The sequence below is a fragment of the Streptomyces sp. NBC_00704 genome, from assembly GCF_036226605.1.
In the GTDB taxonomy this organism is placed as follows: Bacteria; Actinomycetota; Actinomycetes; order Streptomycetales; family Streptomycetaceae; genus Streptomyces.
Map to the genome: position 1 here is coordinate 1,866,670 of NZ_CP109000.1, position 16,460 is coordinate 1,883,129.

12 protein-coding genes, 1 tRNA gene and 1 pseudogene are annotated in these 16,460 nt (G+C 73.5%); 4 read left to right on the forward strand and 10 right to left on the reverse strand.

What is annotated here, in order from left to right; genetic code table 11:
* Window positions 1–201: 201 nt before the first annotated feature.
* The 5 genes and pseudogenes from OG802_RS08280 to OG802_RS08300 all read right to left on the reverse strand — a co-directional run.
* Window positions 202–834 (reverse strand): annotated as a pseudogene (locus OG802_RS08280) (GntR family transcriptional regulator); the annotation flags it as partial.
* Window positions 835–971: 137 nt separating this feature from the next.
* On the reverse strand, window positions 972–2,573 hold the full coding sequence (locus tag OG802_RS08285; protein WP_329408621.1) for a TROVE domain-containing protein: 1,602 nt from the start codon (window positions 2,571–2,573) through the stop codon (window positions 972–974).
* Between the two features lie 388 nt (window positions 2,574–2,961).
* Window positions 2,962–3,031, reverse strand: a tRNA-Met gene (locus OG802_RS08290).
* A gap of 60 nt (window positions 3,032–3,091) precedes the next feature.
* Window positions 3,092–4,549: an alkaline phosphatase PhoX gene (locus tag OG802_RS08295; protein ID WP_329408623.1), complete on the reverse strand. Its 1,458-nt coding sequence runs from the start codon at window positions 4,547–4,549 to the stop codon at window positions 3,092–3,094.
* A gap of 214 nt (window positions 4,550–4,763) precedes the next feature.
* Window positions 4,764–6,191 carry a hypothetical protein gene (locus tag OG802_RS08300; RefSeq protein ID WP_329408625.1) on the reverse strand — a complete coding sequence of 476 codons (1,428 nt, stop codon included), beginning with the start codon at window positions 6,189–6,191 and terminating at the stop codon, window positions 4,764–4,766.
* A 295-nt stretch (window positions 6,192–6,486) separates the two neighbouring features.
* Between OG802_RS08300 and OG802_RS08305 the strand changes: the two genes are divergently transcribed.
* On the forward strand, window positions 6,487–8,313 hold the full coding sequence (locus tag OG802_RS08305; protein WP_329408627.1) for an endonuclease/exonuclease/phosphatase family protein: 1,827 nt from the start codon (window positions 6,487–6,489) through the stop codon (window positions 8,311–8,313).
* 65 nt (window positions 8,314–8,378) lie between these two features.
* On the opposite strand, the gene OG802_RS08310 is transcribed toward OG802_RS08305, so the two are convergent.
* Both OG802_RS08310 and OG802_RS08315 read right to left on the reverse strand, forming a co-directional pair.
* Window positions 8,379–8,939: a DUF3618 domain-containing protein gene (locus OG802_RS08310; protein ID WP_329408629.1), complete on the reverse strand. Its 561-nt coding sequence runs from the start codon at window positions 8,937–8,939 to the stop codon at window positions 8,379–8,381.
* Complete coding sequence (locus OG802_RS08315; protein ID WP_329408631.1) at window positions 8,936–9,355, reverse strand: phage holin family protein; 420 nt, start codon at window positions 9,353–9,355, stop codon at window positions 8,936–8,938. The genes OG802_RS08310 and OG802_RS08315 overlap by 4 nt, the downstream gene beginning before the upstream one ends.
* Before the next feature lie 148 nt (window positions 9,356–9,503).
* Between OG802_RS08315 and dapA the strand changes: the two genes are divergently transcribed.
* Entirely contained in the window at window positions 9,504–10,451 is a 948-nt protein-coding gene (gene dapA / locus OG802_RS08320; RefSeq protein ID WP_329408633.1) for a 4-hydroxy-tetrahydrodipicolinate synthase, read from the forward strand.
* Window positions 10,452–10,801: 350 nt separating this feature from the next.
* On the forward strand, window positions 10,802–12,979 hold the full coding sequence (gene helR, locus OG802_RS08325) for an RNA polymerase recycling motor ATPase HelR (RefSeq protein ID WP_329408635.1): 2,178 nt from the start codon (window positions 10,802–10,804) through the stop codon (window positions 12,977–12,979).
* Window positions 12,980–13,266: 287 nt separating this feature from the next.
* Here the strand turns inward: helR and dapD are convergent, their stop codons facing one another.
* The 3 genes from dapD to OG802_RS08340 all read right to left on the reverse strand — a co-directional run bounded on the left by dapD (window position 13,267) and on the right by OG802_RS08340 (window position 15,414).
* Complete coding sequence (dapD, locus tag OG802_RS08330; RefSeq protein ID WP_329408637.1) at window positions 13,267–14,256, reverse strand: 2,3,4,5-tetrahydropyridine-2,6-dicarboxylate N-succinyltransferase; 990 nt, start codon at window positions 14,254–14,256, stop codon at window positions 13,267–13,269.
* Window positions 14,257–14,545: 289 nt separating this feature from the next.
* Window positions 14,546–15,094 (reverse strand): TetR/AcrR family transcriptional regulator, encoded by a 549-nt coding sequence (locus OG802_RS08335; protein WP_329408639.1) that lies wholly within the window; start codon window positions 15,092–15,094, stop codon window positions 14,546–14,548.
* Complete coding sequence (locus OG802_RS08340; RefSeq protein ID WP_329408641.1) at window positions 15,094–15,414, reverse strand: DMT family transporter; 321 nt, start codon at window positions 15,412–15,414, stop codon at window positions 15,094–15,096. Before OG802_RS08340 ends, OG802_RS08335 begins: the two co-directional genes overlap by 1 nt.
* Window positions 15,415–15,603: 189 nt before the next feature.
* Between OG802_RS08340 and OG802_RS08345 the strand changes: the two genes are divergently transcribed.
* Window positions 15,604–16,449 (forward strand): AbfB domain-containing protein, encoded by an 846-nt coding sequence (locus OG802_RS08345; RefSeq protein WP_329408643.1) that lies wholly within the window; start codon window positions 15,604–15,606, stop codon window positions 16,447–16,449.
* Window positions 16,450–16,460: the final 11 nt, after the last annotated feature.

Here is a 16,460-nt window from a genome sequence, read left to right on the forward strand (position 1 = left end):
TCGTACGCCCTGCGGGTCCCGCATCCGGTGCGGGTCCTGTCCGTCCGGCGAGTGCTGTCCGCCCGGCGGCTCCTGAGCACCCGTCAGGTCGACCTTGTCGGCCTTGTCGGCCGTGTCGGCCGTGTCGGCGTCGTCGGCCGTGTCGGCGTCGTCGGCCGTGTCGCCCGTGTCGCCCGTGTCGCCCGTGTCGGCGTCGTCGGCCGTGTCGGCCGTGTCGGCCAGGGTGCGCCAGATCTGCGCGGTGACCCGGACCGCCTCGTCCACGTCGCCGGCCGCGCAGGCCTCGATCAGCCGTCCGTGCAGCCCGGCCGAGCGGCAGGCGCCGCCCTCGCCGAAGCGGCGCCGCTCCAGGCGGCGGATGAGCGGGGTGTAGCGGGCCACGGTGGCGGCGGCCGCGCGGTTGCCCGCGGCGCGGACCAGGACGTCGTGCAGTTCGTCGTCGGCGCGCAGGGCGGCGTCCACGTCGCCCGCGGCCACCGCTGCGGCGAACCGCTCGTTGGCGGCGCGCATCCCCTCGACGTCCGCCGCGAACAGCCTGGGCACCGCCACCCTGGCGACCAGCTCGTGCATCGCGCCGACCACCGCCGCCGCGTCGCGCACCTCGGCCCCCACCACCGGGGTCACCCGCGTGTAGCTCTGCGGCTTGCTCTCCAGCAGCCCCTCGTCGACCAGCCTGGCGAACGCCTCGCGCACCGGGGCCCGGGACAGCCCCAGCCGTTCCGCGAGGTCCACGTCGCGCACCACCGCGCCCGCGGCGATGGCCCCGGACACGATGGCGTCGCGGATCGACGCGTAGGCGCGGTCCCTGAGCAGAGTGCGCGGCACGGCTTCCATGAACTGAAATGTTAGATATCAGTTGGCCGGAGAACAAGACGCGAGACGCGGCAGGAACGCCGGCGGCCTCCGCCGCCCCCGTGGTGCGGGGGCGGCGGAGGCCGAGGGGCCGTGCCCGTGCCGTCGTGCGGGCACGGTCAGACGGCCGGCCTCGGGTCGGGCGCCCACGGCCACTTCGTGTCGTCGGCCGCCTCCAGCAGCGGAACCATGCGGAAGGCCGCGTCCGACAGGCCGCCGAAGGTGTGGCGGTTCGCCGTGCCGGACGGGCCGTGCCCCGCACGGTGTCCGGCCAGGTTCCAGGTGTAGACCGGCACGTGCGCCGGGACCTGCTCGGTCGGGCCGCCGTGGCGGCTCGGGGCGAACTGCTCGTCGGTGACGATCAGCACCCGGTCGTGGCCGCGGTAGTGCCGGCGCACGGCCCCGGTGGTGTCGGTACCGCCCAGGTCGCCGAAACGCTCCAGAATCCTCAGCACGGACTCCCCCTCACGGAACTTGATCGCGTTGCTTGTGGAACCGAACTCGACGAGGTCCGCGTCCGCCGCCCGCAGGGCGAGCGCCGTCCCGAAGATCGCCGCGGCGTCGGCGCGGCTGAGGTCGGACCGGTCCGACAGCCGCGCGTAGAACATCGAGCCCGAGCGGTCGACGAGCACCAGCGTGCGCCCCGGCAGGGCGGGCACGTTGGCCAGCGAGTGGCCGAGCGCCTGCTCCAGCGGGTAGGCCCAGCGCAGCGAGGGCGCGTGCCGGTACGCGGCGAGGTAGCGGAACGGGAACTGCCGCGAGCGCGCGACCTCCGCCGGGTCGCTGATCCGCGCCGCCACGCGTGCGGCGACCTCGTCGCCGACGCCCGCCTCGTCGAAGTTGCGCAGGTTGCGCACCAGCGCCATGGCGCCCATGGACGGGACGACCGCCTCCCAGGCGGCCCTGTCCATCGGCCCCTGGAGCCAGCCCGCCAGCGCCTCCCAGGTCATGCCCGCCTCGGCCAGCCGCCGTGCGCCGTCCGCTGCGGTGACGACCGCGCGCCGCTCGGCGGGCGGCACGGCCATCAGTTCGCGGTGCGCCACGAGGGCGGGCAGCGACCGGGGCGGCTCGGCCGTCTCCGGGTGGTGCCGGCGGTCGAGGGCGTACCGGAACAGGTCGCCCTGCCACGGCTTGGCGGGATCCGGCGAGGCGTGCACCAGGTTGAGGACGTCGCCGAAGCGGTAGCCCTTGGCGGCGGTGTCGTACTTCAGCAGCGACCGGGGGCTGTAGAGGCGGCGCACCGCGTCGGCGACGCCCCGCTTGACGGGCTTGGGAAGGGTGCGTCCGTACGTCGCCGTCCAGTAGGCGAGCAGTTCGCCGGGCTCGTCGGGCCGCTGGAGGACGCTGTCCACGACCTGCCGGTTCGCGGGGCCGTCGGCGGCCCCTGCCGCCAGACGCGCGTGGACGTATTCGGCGGCGCCGACGATCGCGGCCGTGCGGAGGTTTCCCTCGCCGCGCATCCAGCCCAGCAGGCCGGCCGTCCAGGCCGGGTCGCCGACGGCGAGTTCGCGCACCAGGGCGGTGAAGCGGTCGTCGCGGGCGGCGCCGGTCTCGTAGAAGGTCTGCTGGGAGACGAAGTTCGCCACCGCCAGCAGGAAGAGCTCGGAGCGGGCGTCCCGCTCGTGTCCGCGGGCGCCCTGGTGGGTGCGCAGCACCCGGCCCGTGGTCGTCACGGGCGAGACGGGCCGGGCGTTGCGCACACGGACGTTGAAACGCGCCATGGTGAATTCCCCCGAATTCATGAGATGTCGAGTGCGTCGTTCGACGACTCGTTTTTCGGGGAGGCGCAACAAAGGGAAGGTGCCCGAGATCAGGGGTCGGCGACGGACTTGTCAGATGCTCTGTCCGACTGAGCTACGCCGGCCCTGGGCCGACGACGGGACTCGAACCCGCGACCGTCCGATCCGATGAAGTAACCGTTGCCTGCGCACCGGGCACCCACCTCATGCTGCGCCTCCCGAGATCAGTTCGGCGGCGGCGTGGGATTCTTTGGAGAGAAGTAGCCGCAGCCCGCGCACCGGAAGGTGCTGTGCAGTTGTGGTGTCCAGAGATCGAGGCCGGCGGAACCGACAAGGTGCTCTGCCCCTGAGCTACACCGGCGTGTCGTGCCGGTGGCGGGATTCGAACCCGCGGCCGCCCCATTATGAGTGGAAGTAGGTCCTGCCTTCGCACCTGGACAGGGATTACTTTAGGAGGGCGGCCGCGGACGGGGCGAGCGAATTAAATTACGGGCCGCCGCCTACCGCTTCTGCCGCTTCCAGGGGCCGGTGATCGCCAGCATGATTCCCGGCGTCTGGATGTTGGCGTAGAGGGTGCGGCCGTCGGGCGAGAAGGTGACGCCGGTGAACTCGCTGTATTCGGGCTCGTCCGCGGTGCCGATGTTGAGTTCGTTGCGGGCGATGGGGTAGGTGCGGCCGCTGTCGGTCGCGCCGAAGAGGTGCTGGACGCCCTCGCCGTCCTCGGCGATGACGAGGCCCCCGTAGGGGGAGACGGTGATGTTGTCGGGGCCGTCGAAGGCGCCGTCGGCCGACGGGTCGGGGTTCACCCCGAGCAGCACCTTCAGGGTCAGGGTGCGGCGCCGGGGGTCGTAGAACCAGACGGCGCCGTCGTGCTGGACGGGGCTCTCGTCACGGGCGTAGGAGGAGACGACGTAGGCGCCGCCGTCGGCCCACCACATGCCCTCCAGTTTGCGGGCGCGGGTGACCTGCCCGGCGGCGAACTGCTTGCGCACCGGTACCGACCTCGCGTCGCGGTCGGGGACGTCCACCCAGTCGACGCCGTACACGGTGCCGGTCTTCGTGGCGCGCGAGAGGTCGTCGACGAACCGTCCGGCGGAGTCGAAGCACTTGAAGGCCTGAAGGACGCCGGCGTCGTCGGCGAGGGTGCGCAGCCTGCCCCGGCCGTGGCGGAACCCGGTCGGCGGGGTCCACCGGTAGAGCAGGCCGTTGGGGCCCGAGGCGTCCTCGGTGAGGTACGCGTGGCCGTGCCCGGGGTCGATGACGACGGCCTCGTGGGCGTACCGGCCGAACGCCTTGACGGGCCTCGGGTCGCGGTTGGCGCGGCGGTCGGCGGGGTCGACCTCGAAGATGTAGCCGTGGTCCTTGGTCATGCCGTTCTGGCCGGCCTTGTCCTCGGTCTCCTCGCCGGAGAGCCAGGTGCCCCACGGGGTGGCGCCGCCCGCGCAGTTGGTGGAGGTGCCGGCGATGCCGACCCATTCGGCGACATGGCCGCCGGGGCGCACCTCGACGACCGTGCAGCCGCCGGCCGCGGCCGGGTCGTAGACATGGCCGGCGGTGAGGGGCACGGGGTACTGCCAGTCGGCGCGCGGGCCCTTGATCTCGTGGTTGTTGACCAGCAGGGTCGCGCCGCGCGGGCCGCGGAAGGCGGCGGTGCCGTCGTGGTGGGACGGGGTGATCTCGCCGGACTCCAGCCTGGTGCGGCCGCTGTGGGTGACGACGCGGTACGTGAAGCCGGCGGGCAGCGCGAGGACGCCGGCCGGGTCGGGCAGCAGCGGGCCGTAGCCGGGCCCGTGGCGCCGGGCGGACGCCGGCTCGCGCGACGCGGCCGCGGTGTCCTCGGCGTCGGTGGCGGCGAGGGCGTTCGGCGCGCTGGCGAGGGCGCCGACGCTGCCCGCGAGCGCGATTCCGGCGCCGGTGACCGCGGATCGCCGGGTGAAGTCCCTGCGGGTGAGCGACATGGTGTCTCCTGAGACGGTGGAAGTGCCGTGGAGGTGGCGGACTCCGGTTTCGGCGACACCGTCCCGTCCATGCCTGAACGGGAGTTGAACGGGGGGCGGCCACGGGGGACCTGCTTCCGTGAATCCGTACGGATGCACGGAAGCAGGTCCCCAAGAAAGTCCCCGAGAGGACGGCTCCCCGCGCGCCCGGGGAGGGCTGTCGCGCGGCGGGCGGTCAGCCGCCGCGCTGCGAGCGCGCCTTGAAGGCGGCCTTGCGGGCCTCCTTGGCGATGCGCTTGTCGGGGTGCAGGCGTCCCATCGCCTCCAGGACGTCCGCGGTGGCCGGGTGGTCGACGCGCCAGGCGGCCGCGAAGAAGCCGCCGTGCTGCTGGGCCAGGCCCTCGACGAGGGCCTGGAGCTCCTCGGAGTTGCCCTCGGCGGCGAGCTGGGCGGCCAGGGTGTCGACGGTGAGCCAGAAGACGAGGTCCTCGGAGGGGGCGGGCACGTCGGTCGCGCCGAGTTCGCTCAGCCAGACCCGGGCGAGACCGCCGAGTTCGGGGTCGGCGAGCACCGCGCGCACGGCGGGCTCGGCCTGTCCGCCGACGAGGGACAGCGCCTGCTGGCAACGCAGCCGGCGCAGCGGGGCCCCGGGGTCGGAGCCGCGGGCGGCGGCGAGCAGTTCCTGTGCGGCGGCGAGGGGGTCGCGGCGGGCGAGCCAGTGCTCGGTCTCGGCGAGCGCGGCGCGCGGGCCGTAGCCGGCGCCGGCGTCGAGGAGCGCGTCGGCGCCCTTGTCGGCGAGGTCGCCGACGGCCGGGGCGTCGAAGCCGGCCTCCTGAAGGCGGGCCCGCAGCCCGTACACGCCGAGCGGGGTGAGGCGGACCATGCCGTAGCGGGAGACGTCGGTGTCGTCGAGGGGGGCGGAGGGCTCCTCGTCGGCGTCGACCATCAGGTCCTCGTCGACGGGCCGGTAGGCGACGACGCCGAGGGGTTCCAGCAGCCGGAACTGGTCGTCGAGGCGCATCATCGCGTCGGAGACCTGCTCCAGGACGTCGTTGGTGGGCTCGTCCATGTCACCGGGGATGATCATGGAGGCGGCGAGCGCGGGAAGCGGGACGGGGGCGTCGCCGGGGCCGTCCTCGCTGGCGGTGAGCAGGTAGAGGTTGCCGAGCACGCCGTCGAGGAACTCGGCCTCGGCCTCGGGGTTCCAGTCCAGCCGGGAGAAGTCGACCTGGCCGCCCTCGTCCATGGCCTCCATCAGGTCGTCGAGGTCGGGGACGGCGGCCTCGGCGAGGACGGTGTCCAGGGCGTCGAGCCAGACGGCGAGGACGTCGTGCGGGGCGCCGCCGGTCAGCAGGGCCAGCTCCTCGCCGGCCGCGACCGTGCCGGCCTCCTCGTCGACGATCTCCACGAGCCCGGCGTCCACGGCGACCCGCCAGGCCTCGCTCGCACAGGCGGCGGCGTCCTCGCCGGTCAGGCCGAGCGCCTCGGCGGCCGCAGCGAGTTGCTCCTCCACGAGGGAGCCCCCGGCGTCGACGCGGGTGCCGGGGCCGGCCCAGCGGGCGAGCAGGGCGGCCCGGGAGAGCAGGGGCGTGGACAGGGCGTCGCGCGCCAGCTCCGCTTCGGGGTGCAGCCGCACCGGCGGCAGGGGGGAGCTGTCTGACATCGGCTGGTTCTCCTAGGGCGCGTGGTGCCGCCGGCCCGCTGGGGCCACTGGGCCACTCAGCCTAGACGGATATGGCCCCATGCCGCCCGGTTCATCTCCCCGCCGGCCTCCGTACATGGCTGAAACCTTGACAAGTGGCCGGAGCAGGCAGGAGATTGACGCGCATAGAAATCCACTGGACAGCTGTTCACTGTATTTTCTACGCGCGTCGCTCACCCGTTCCGCGGGGCGCGGCCCCCTCGTTCCGTGCTCCACCCTCGTCCCGGCGCTCACGTACGTCCCCGGAGGGATTCCGTTGCCGAGCAAGAAGTCCGCGCGTCTCGCCGCGCTCACCGTCGCCGCCGTCTGTTCCGCGGCCTCCACCGTCGCCCTCGGCGCACCCGCGCAGGCGGACACGGTGGCCATTCACGACATCCAGGGCACGACCCGGATATCGCCCTACGCCGGCAAGGCGGTCACGGGTGTGGCCGGAATCGTCACCGGCGTGCGCACCTACGGTTCGTCCAAGGGGTTCTGGATCCAGGATCCGAACCCGGACGCCGACCCCGCCACCAGTGAGGGCGTGTTCGTCTTCACCAGCTCCGCCCCGAAGGTCGCCGTCGGCGACTCCGTCACGGTCACCGGCACGGTGTCGGAGTTCGTGCCCGGCGGCGCGGCCGGCGGCAACCAGTCGGTCACGGAGATCACCAAGCCGACGGTGACGGTCGTCTCCGGCGGCAACGCGGTCCCGGCCGCGACCGTCGTGAACGCGCGGTCGGTCCCGGCCGCGTACACCCCGGACGGCGACCCCGCCGCCGCGGGCTCCGTCAACGGCCTGACCCTGCGCCCCGGCCGGTACGCCCTGGACTACTACGAGTCCCTCGAAGGCATGAACGTCCAGGTCGCGGACGCCCGTGTGGTGACCGCCACCGACCCGTACAGCGAGCTGTGGGTCACGGTGAAGCCGCGCGAGAACGCCACCCGCCGCGGGGGCGCCCTCTACGGCTCCTACACGTCGCAGAACACCGGCCGGCTACAGATCCAGTCGCTGGGCGCGACCGCCGACTTCCCCGTCGCGAACGTCGGCGACACCCTCACCGGCGTCACCGAAGGCCCCCTGGACTACAACCAGTTCGGCGGTTACACCCTCGTCGCCGGGCGGCTCGGCACGCTGAAGAGCGGCGGCCTGGAGCGGGAGACGACCCGGAAGCAGAAGCGGGACGAGCTGGCGGTCGCCACCTACAACGTCGAGAACCTCGACCCCTCGGACACCACGTTCGAGCGCCACGCCGCCGCGATCGTGAACAACCTGAAGTCCCCCGACATCGTGTCCCTGGAGGAGATCCAGGACGACAACGGCGCCAAGGACGACGGCACGGTCACCGCCGGCGCGACGGTGGCCAGGCTGATCGATGCGATCGTCGCGGCCGGCGGCCCGACGTACGACTGGCGTGCCGTCGACCCGGTCAACGACCAGGACGGCGGCGAGCCGGGCGGCAACATCCGCCAGGTGTTCCTCTTCAACCCGCAGCGGGTGTCCTTCACCGACCGCGCGGGCGGCGACTCCACCACCGCGGTGGGCGTTGCCAAGGTGCACGGCAAGGCGCGGCTGACGGCCTCCCCCGGCCGCGTCGCCCCCGGCGACGACGCGTGGAAGTCCAGCCGCAAGCCGCTCGCGGGCGAGTTCGTCTTCCGCGGCCGCACGGTCTTCGTCATCGCCAACCACCTCAACTCCAAGGGCGGCGACCAGGGTCTGACCTCGCAGTACCAGCCGGTGGCGCGCAGCTCGGAGGTCCAGCGCCACGCCCAGGCGACGCTGGTCAACGCGTTCGTCAAGAGCATCCTGGACGTCCAGAAGAACGCGGACGTCGTCGCGCTCGGCGACATGAACGACTTCGAGTTCTCCGGCACCGCCCAGATCCTGGAGGGACGCGGCGAGCTGTGGTCGGCGATCAAGTCGCTGCCCAAGAGCGAGCGTTACACCTACGACTACCAGGGCAACCAGCAGGTCCTGGACCAGATCCTGGTGAGCCCGTCGATCCGGCGCGGCTGCGACTTCAGCTACGACAGCGTGCACATCAACTCGGAGTTCCACGACCAGGTCAGCGACCACGACCCGCAGGTGCTGCGCTTCGAGCCGTGACCGTCCGCCCCGACAGGGCCGGCCGAACGGCCGTCATCCGTTCGGCCGGCCCTGTCGGGCCGCTGTCAGCACCCGCGGCGCCGCGCCCGGCTTCCGCCCGGCGCCTTGCCCGTGCCCTGCGTCGCGGCCAGCACGGCGGCCACCACCGCGGCCCCGGCGATCGCCGTCGGCCACGGATGACGCCGCACGAAGTCCACGGGCGCGCGCAGCACGCCGGGGGCGGAGCCGTCGCCGGTGCGCGCGGCCCCGGACCCCTTGTCGTGCAGGTCGTGACGGGTCCGCACCGCCCGCTCCTGGACCGAGTGCCCGGCCCGAGCCGCCGTCTCCTGGACGGCGTGCCCCGCCCGGCCCGCCCGCTCCTGTGTGGCGTGCCCCGCCCGGCCGGCCCGCTCCTGGACAGCGTGACCGGCGCGGTTCGCCCGGTCGTGCATGTGCCGCCCCGCCTCGGCGGCCGAACTGCGCAACTGCACGCTCATCGCGCCCGCACGGTCCCTGAGGTCGGCGGCACGGGCGCGGGCGCGTCCGCGCACATCGGCCTTGGCCGCCAGCTCCTCCACCGTCTCTCCCAGTTGGTGCCTGGTCTGCTCGATCTGCCGACGCAGGTCCGCCGCCGCCTTGTCCGTCATCGATGGGCCCTTTCCTTGATCTCCTCGACGTCGGCCTTCACGCTGCCGAGGGCCTCCTCGGGCGTCGGCGGCGTCGCCCGGCGCAACTGGGCACGGCCTGCCAGGCCCAGTACGGCGGCGATCACGAACAGCACCGCCGTCACCACGAGCGCCGCCGCCCAGACGGGCAGCACCAGCGAGAGCGCGGCCACGGCCGTGCCGGCGAGGGCGAGCAGGCCGGCATAGCCGAACGCGCCCGCGGCGCCGAGCAGCCCGCCGCCGCGACCGGCGCGCCGCCCCTTCTCGGCCAACTCCGTCTTGGCCAGGGTGAGTTCCTGCCGTACGAGCAGGGAAAGCTGTTCGGTGGCCTGGCCGACGAGTTCGCCGACCGTGCGATGCCCGTCCTGGACGGGCCGGAAGTCCGTGGTGCCGGTCACAGCGCTCCGCCTCCTCTCGGTTCCCGGAGCCCTCCGGGTACCCCTGCCGCCGCGCGCTAAGCGAGCGCCGGACTTCGCAGCAACACTTACCCGTATCTCGTAGGAGAATTAAGTAGAGCTTCACGATCGGCCCGCCCAGACTGCTCCCATGACGACAGCCTCCGCCGCCGCCCCGACGCTCTCCCCGACGCCCGTCCCGACGCCCGCCCCGGCCCGCACCGGGCCCTTCGGCCGGACCCTGTGCGCGATGGTCACGCCCTTCACCCCCTCCGGCGCGCTCGACCGCGAGGGCGCTCAGCGACTGGCCGACCGGCTGGTGTCCGCGGGCTGCGACGGTCTGGTGCTCTCGGGCACCACCGGCGAGTCGCCGACCACGTCGGACGCGGAGAAGGCGGAGCTGGTGGCGGCGGTGCGGGAGGCGGTCGGCGACCGGGCGTCGATCGTGACGGGGGCCGGCACCTCCGACACCCGCCACACCGTCGGCCTCGCGCGGGCCGCCGAGAGGGCGGGGGCCGACGGCGTGCTCGTGGTCACCCCGTACTACAGCAGGCCCCCGCAGACGGCCGTCGAAGCCCACTTCCGTGCGGTCGCGGACGCGTCCGCCCTGCCGGTGATGCTGTACGACATCCCCGCCCGCACCGGCACCCGGATCGAACCGGACACCCTGCTCAGGCTCGCCGAGCACCCCCGGATCGTCGCGGTGAAGGACTGCTCCTACGACTTCCTCGGCACGCAGAAGGTGCTCGCGCGCACCGATCTGGCGTACTACGCGGGCTGCGACGAACACAACCTCGCCCTGTACGCGGTCGGCGCGGCCGGATACGTCAGCACGGTGGCCAACGTGGTCCCGGACCGGATGCGGGCCGTCCTGGACGCCTTCGACGCCGGGGACACCGCCGCGGCCGCCCGGCGGCAACGGGACCTCACCGAGCTGGTGGCGGCGATGATGGCGTCGGACCTGCCCGGCGCGGTCACCGCCAAGGCCCTCCTGACCGACCTCGGCCTCCCCTCCGGCCCGCTCCGCGCACCGCTGCTCCCCGCCTCCCGCGAAACGGTCGGCGAGCTGCGCGCGGCCTACGAACGCCTGGCCGCCTGACGGGGCGGATCCCGGAAGGGGAAACGACAAAGGCAAGGAGGTCGCGCCTCCTTGCCACTGACAACGTATAGCGCACAGGGGGGCTTGCCGCAAGGCCCCCGTCGTGACGCACAATCCTTGGCCCGGGCCGGTGCACGGGCCGCCCGGCCGCGTCCGGTGCCCGCCGCCCGGTGTCCGGACCCCTTCGCCCGCGGCGGAGAACGAGACCGAGAAGGAGCCCGGGGACGAGGCCGCGGACGAGGCCGCGGACGAGGCCGAGAACCCGAACACTCGCGAGCCGCGAGAATGGACCTACCCGGACGGCACGGACCGACCGCGGTCGCAAGCGATCTCATATCGGAGCTGATGACGTGACCCCCCTGACCACCGGGGCCTTCGACCTTCCCGAGCGGCTGGCCCACAAGGCCGATCCGAAGCTGATCGCCGGCGACGAGCGGCACTTCGCGGCGCTCGCGGAGTGTCTCGAACAGTCGATCGCCGAGGTGTCCGAGCGTCTCGACGCCGAGCGCCGGGCGCCCGGCGGACTGGGCCGCGGGGCGATGGACCGCGACACCGAGATCCACCGGCTCACCGCCCGGCTGCGCGCACTGCGCCGCTTCGGGCTCGACCTGTGCCTCGGGCACATGGTCGGCGCCGACGACGGCGAGCCCGTGTACGTCGGACGCCTCGGACTCACCGACAGTACGGGGCGCCGGCTGCTGCTCGACTGGCGCTCCCCGGCGGCCGAGCCGTTCTTCGGGGCGACCCACGCCAACCCGATGGGCCTGGCCAGCCGCCGCCGGTACCGCTGGACCCGCGGCCGGATCAGCGACTACTGGGACGAGGTGTTCGCGGCGGAAGGGTTCGCCGGGCACGCGGCTGCGCTCGACGACCAGTCCGCGTTCATCGCCAGCCTGGGCGGCAACCGCTCGGCCCGGATGCGCGACGTCCTCGGCACCATCCAGGCCGACCAGGACGCCGTCATCCGGGCGGGCTCCCGCGGCGCCCTGGTCGTCGACGGCGGGCCGGGCACCGGCAAGACCGTCGTCGCGCTGCACCGTTCCGCCTACCTCCTCTACTCCGACCCCCGTCTCGGCCACCGCCGCGGAGGCGTGCTGTTCGTCGGCCCGCACCGGCCCTACCTGGCCTACGTCGCCGACGTACTGCCCAGCCTCGGCGAGGAGGGGGTGCAGACGTGCACGCTGCGCGACCTCGTCGCCGAGGGCGCGCAGGCGCGGCCCGAGGCCGACCCGGAGGCGGCCCGGCTGAAGTCGTCCGCGGAGCTGGTGCGCGCGATCGAGAAGGCCGTCGCGTTCTACGAGGAGCCCCCCGCCACGGGGATGACGGTCACCACCCACTGGTCCGACATCGCCCTGACGGCGGACGACTGGGCCGTGGCGTTCGACGCGGCGGATCCGGGCACGCCGCACAACGAGGCGCGCGAGCACGTCTGGGAGGAACTGCTCACGATCCTCGCCGACAAGCACGACGGCGACGCCCCGCCCGCGCTGCTGCGCAAGTCGCTGCTGCAGAACCGGGAGCTGGCGGCGGCGTTCAACCGGGCGTGGCCGCTGCTCGAAGCGGCCGACGTCGTCGGCGATCTGTGGACGGTGCCCGCCTACCTGAGGATGTGCGCGCCGTGGCTGAAGCCGGACGAGGTCAAGCTGCTACAGCGTGCGCAGGCCCTGGCGCACGCCTGGACGGTGTCCGACCTGCCGATCCTGGACGCGGCGCGCCACCGGGTCGGCGACCCGGAGGCGGCCCTGCGCGCCCGGCGGCACAAGGCCGTCCTCGCCGCCCAGCGCGAGCGCATGGACCTCGTCGTGGACAACCTGATCCGGGCCGTGGCCGACTCGGGGGCCGACGGTGACGACGGCGAGGGCCTGGTGACCATGCTGAGCGGCGAGGACGCCAAGGTCAGCCTGGTCGACGACGCCGAACTGCCGGTCGCCGACCCGGACCTGCTGGCCGGCCCGTTCGCGCACATCGTCGTCGACGAGGCGCAGGAACTGACCGACGCGGAGTGGCAGATGCTGCTGCTGCGCTGCCCCTCCCGCAGCTTCACCATCGTCGGCGACCGCGCCCAGGCCCGGCACGGCTTCACCGAGTCGTGGCAGGAACGGCTGGCCCGGATCGGGTTCGACCGGATCAGCCTGGCCTCCCTGAGCATCAACTACCGCACGCCGCAGGAGATCATGGCCGAGGCCGAGCCGGTCATCCGGGCGGTGCTCCCGGACGCCAACGTGCCGTCCTCGATCCGCAGCGGCGGCACCCCCGTCGTCCACGGATCCGTCACGGAGCTGCGGTCGGTCCTCGACGCCTGGCTCGCCGAGCACGCGGACGGGATCGCCTGCGTCATCGGCGACCCCACGTTCCGCGCCACCCCCCGCGTCCGCTCCCTCACCCCCGAACTGTCGAAGGGCCTCGAGTTCGACCTCGTCGTCCTCGTCGACCCGCAGAAGTTCGGCGAGGGCGTCCAGGGAGCGGTCGACCACTACGTGGCGATGACCCGAGCCACCCAGCAACTGGTCGTCCTGACGACCCCGTGACGGAACCGAACTGCCGTCGGCTGCGGGTCGGTCGGCCGCCCTCGTCTCCGGCCGACGGCGGCCGGCCGGGGCAGCGCGGGGCTCGGCGTGGAGAGCGCGGAGCACGCTCGGCGAACGCCTCGCACGGTGCTCGTCGCGCATCTCTCCGACGCGCGAGCGCCCTCCCGGGCCGTCTTCGGGCCGTGGAAGGGCGCTCGACGACGACCGGCGCCGATCGCCCGCCGGCGGTCCGGCGGCAGGTCGGGAGGGTGGTCGTCCGGGCGGCCGCGGGTCACGGCCGCCGTCGGTCAGTTGTGGCTGTGCAGGATCTCGTTCAGGCCGCCCCAGACCGCGTTGTTCGGGCGGGCCTCGACGGCGCCGGTGACCGAGTTGCGGCGGAACAGGATGTTGGAGGCGCCGGAGAGTTCGCGGGCCTTGACGATCTGGCCGTCGGGCATGGTGACGCGGGTGCCCGCGGTGACGTACAGGCCGGCCTCGACGACGCACTCGTCGCCGAGGGCGATGCCGACGCCCGCCTCCGCACCGACGAGGCAGCGCTCGCCGATGGAGATGATGACGCTGCCGCCGCCGGACAGCGTGCCCATCGTGGAGGCGCCGCCGCCGATGTCCGAGCCGTCGCCCACGACGACGCCCGCGGAGATGCGGCCCTCGACCATGGAGGTGCCGAGGGTGCCGGCGTTGAAGTTGACGAAGCCCTCGTGCATGACCGTGGTGCCCTCGGCGAGGTGCGCGCCGAGGCGGACCCGGTCGGCGTCGGCGATGCGGACGCCCTTGGGGGCCACGTAGTCCGTCATGCGGGGGAACTTGTCGATGGAGGTGACCTGGAGGTGCAGGCCCCCGGCGCGGGCGTTCAGCCGGACCTTCTCGACGTCGTCCACGGCGACCGGTCCGAGCGAGGTCCACGCCACGTTGGCGAGGTGGCCGAACATGCCGTCCAGGCTCTGCCCGTGCGGCTTGACCAGCCGGTGGGAGAGGAGGTGGAGGCGCAGGTAGACGTCGTGCGCGTCGAGGGGCTTGTCGTCCAGCGAGGCGATGACCGTGCGGACCGCGACGACCTCGACGCCACGGCGGGCGTCCGGGCCGATCGCCTTGGCCGCGCCCGCGCCGAGCAGTTCCACGGCCCGCTCCGCGGACAGCCGCTCGGTGCCGGAGGGGCCCGGCTCCGCGACCAGCTCGGGGGCGGGGAACCAGGTGTCGAGAACGGTGCCGTCGGCGGCGATGGTGGCGAGGCCGCCGGCCACGGCGCCGGTGGTGCGGGGAGCAGTCGTGTCGGTCATGAGGGCAACCTAACCGGCGCGGGCCCGCGGAGGCCAACCCGCGCAGCGGTGTCTCAGGTGCCGGTCCGGCGGGCGCGGCCGGCCCTCGTCCGGCACGCCCTCGCTCCCCCTCCTCCGACTCCGCCGGCATCCCGCCCGACCCGGCCGCCATTGCCGCCGCCATTGCCGCCCGGCCGCCATTGCCGTCCCTGAGGCCACGGTCCGCGCCGAGGCGCGCCGTCCTGTCCGTCGCGGCCCGTGGAGCCGCGCAGCCGTGAACCCGCGAAACCGTGGGGACGGGCCGGTGCGGTCAGGGGTTGGGGTCGGGCATGAGGCGGGAGAGCGCTTGCCTGGCGTACTCCTCGTCGTAGGGCGCGCCCGTCAGCAGGACCTGGAGGCAGATGCCGTCCATCAGTGCCACCAGGGCGCGGGCGGTGAGGGGGTCGGTGTGGCGGGCGAGCAGGGCGGCCGTGTCCTCGGTCCATTCGGCGGCGACGGGGCGCAGGGCCGGGCGGCGCAGGGCGGCTAGGTAGAGCTCGTACTCCAGTTCCACGCCGGTGCGGTCGCCGGCGAGCCATTCGCCGAGGAGTCCGGCCAGTTCGGCGGGGAGGTCGGCGTCGGCGCCGGCCAGCCGGCCGCGCGCGGCGACCGCCTTGGCGAAGCCCTCACTGGCCTGGCGCAGGGCCGCGGTCATCAACTCGTCGAGCGTGGCGAAGTGGTAGGTGGTGGAGCCCAGCGGCACGTCCGCCTCGGCGGCGACCGTGCGGTGGCTCAGCCCGGCCAGGCCTCTGGCGCCGACGACGCGGATCGCCGCGTCGATGATCCGCTGGCGGCGTTCGGGGTCGTGACGGCGGGGCATCAGTGCGCACCTCCCAGGTTCAGCACGACGACTCCCGCGATGATCAGCAGGAGGCCGGCGGCCTTGGCGAGGGTCAGGGACTCGCCGAACAGGGTCAGGCCGAGGAGGGCGATGGCGGCGGTGCCGGTGCCGGCCCAGATGGCGTACGCGGTGCCGATGCCGACGGTCTTCAGGGTCCGGGCCAGGAGGAAGAAGGAGACGACGTAGCCGACGACCGTCAGCAGCGAGGGCCAGAGTCTGCTGAAGCCGTCGCTGTACTTCATGACCGTGGTCGCGGCCACCTCGGCGGCGATGGCGCCGGCGAGCGTCAGGTATCCCATGTGTACGAGCGTACACAGCGATGCGTACGCCTGTACATATCGCGTGCGGAGTCGAAAGCGTTATGGAAAGCGCTCACCCAAACGGCTGAACGCGAGCCTCCCGTTCCACTACTGTTTCACCGTTCACACACCGGGCCGTCGCAGCCGCAACCGCGGCCGCGGTCATGGGCGCCCCTGGAGGACCAGCGCATGCCAATGAACAAGTCCCGGCCGCACCAGGAAGAACCCTGGGAGAACGGCTGGGCCCCGGACAGTTCCCGGGCCCCCGGAACACGACGCCTGTGGCTGGCCGGCGCTCTCGCCGTGGCCACCATCGTGGCCTGTGTGACCGCCATCGCCCTGAACGACAGGCCTGCTGACGAGACGTCGGCCGCCCGGCAGGGGCGAACGCTCGCGGACGACGAGACGGAGGGCGGCGGTCTGATCTCGTTCGCCACGCCCTCCGCGGGCGCCTCGGCGACGCCCACGGGCCACGGGAGCGGGTCCCCGTCCGCCTCGCCGTCGGCGTCCCCGTCGGTGTCGTCCTCGCCCGCGGCACAGGGCAGTTCGTCGCCGGGCGCGTCGACCGCACCCGCGCCGAAGCCGACGAAGAAGCCGTCCGATCCGGGACCGGCCGCCGTCGGGCGGTCCGTGGAGGCGGTCAACTACCCAGGCCGCTACTGGCATGTGAGCCAGGGTCTGGTGCGGCTCGACACGCCGCGCGGCCCGGAATCGCGCGCCGACTCCACCTTCGACGTGGTCGCCGGACTGGCCGACAGCTCATGCCTGTCGTTCAGGACGGCCGGCGGCGCCTACCTGCGCCACCGCAACTTCGTCCTGCGCGCCGAAGGCAACGACGGTTCGGGCCTGTTCGCCCAGGACGCCACCTTCTGCGTGGCGCGGTCCCCGTACGGCGACACGGTGATGTTCCGGTCGGTGAACTACCCCGACCGCATGCTGCGGCACGCGGACTTCGGGCTGCGCCTGGACCCGTACGGCTATAACACGACCGGCCGCCAGGACTTCATGTTCCGCCTGGCCGGCGGTCTCGGCTGAGGGCGGCCGGC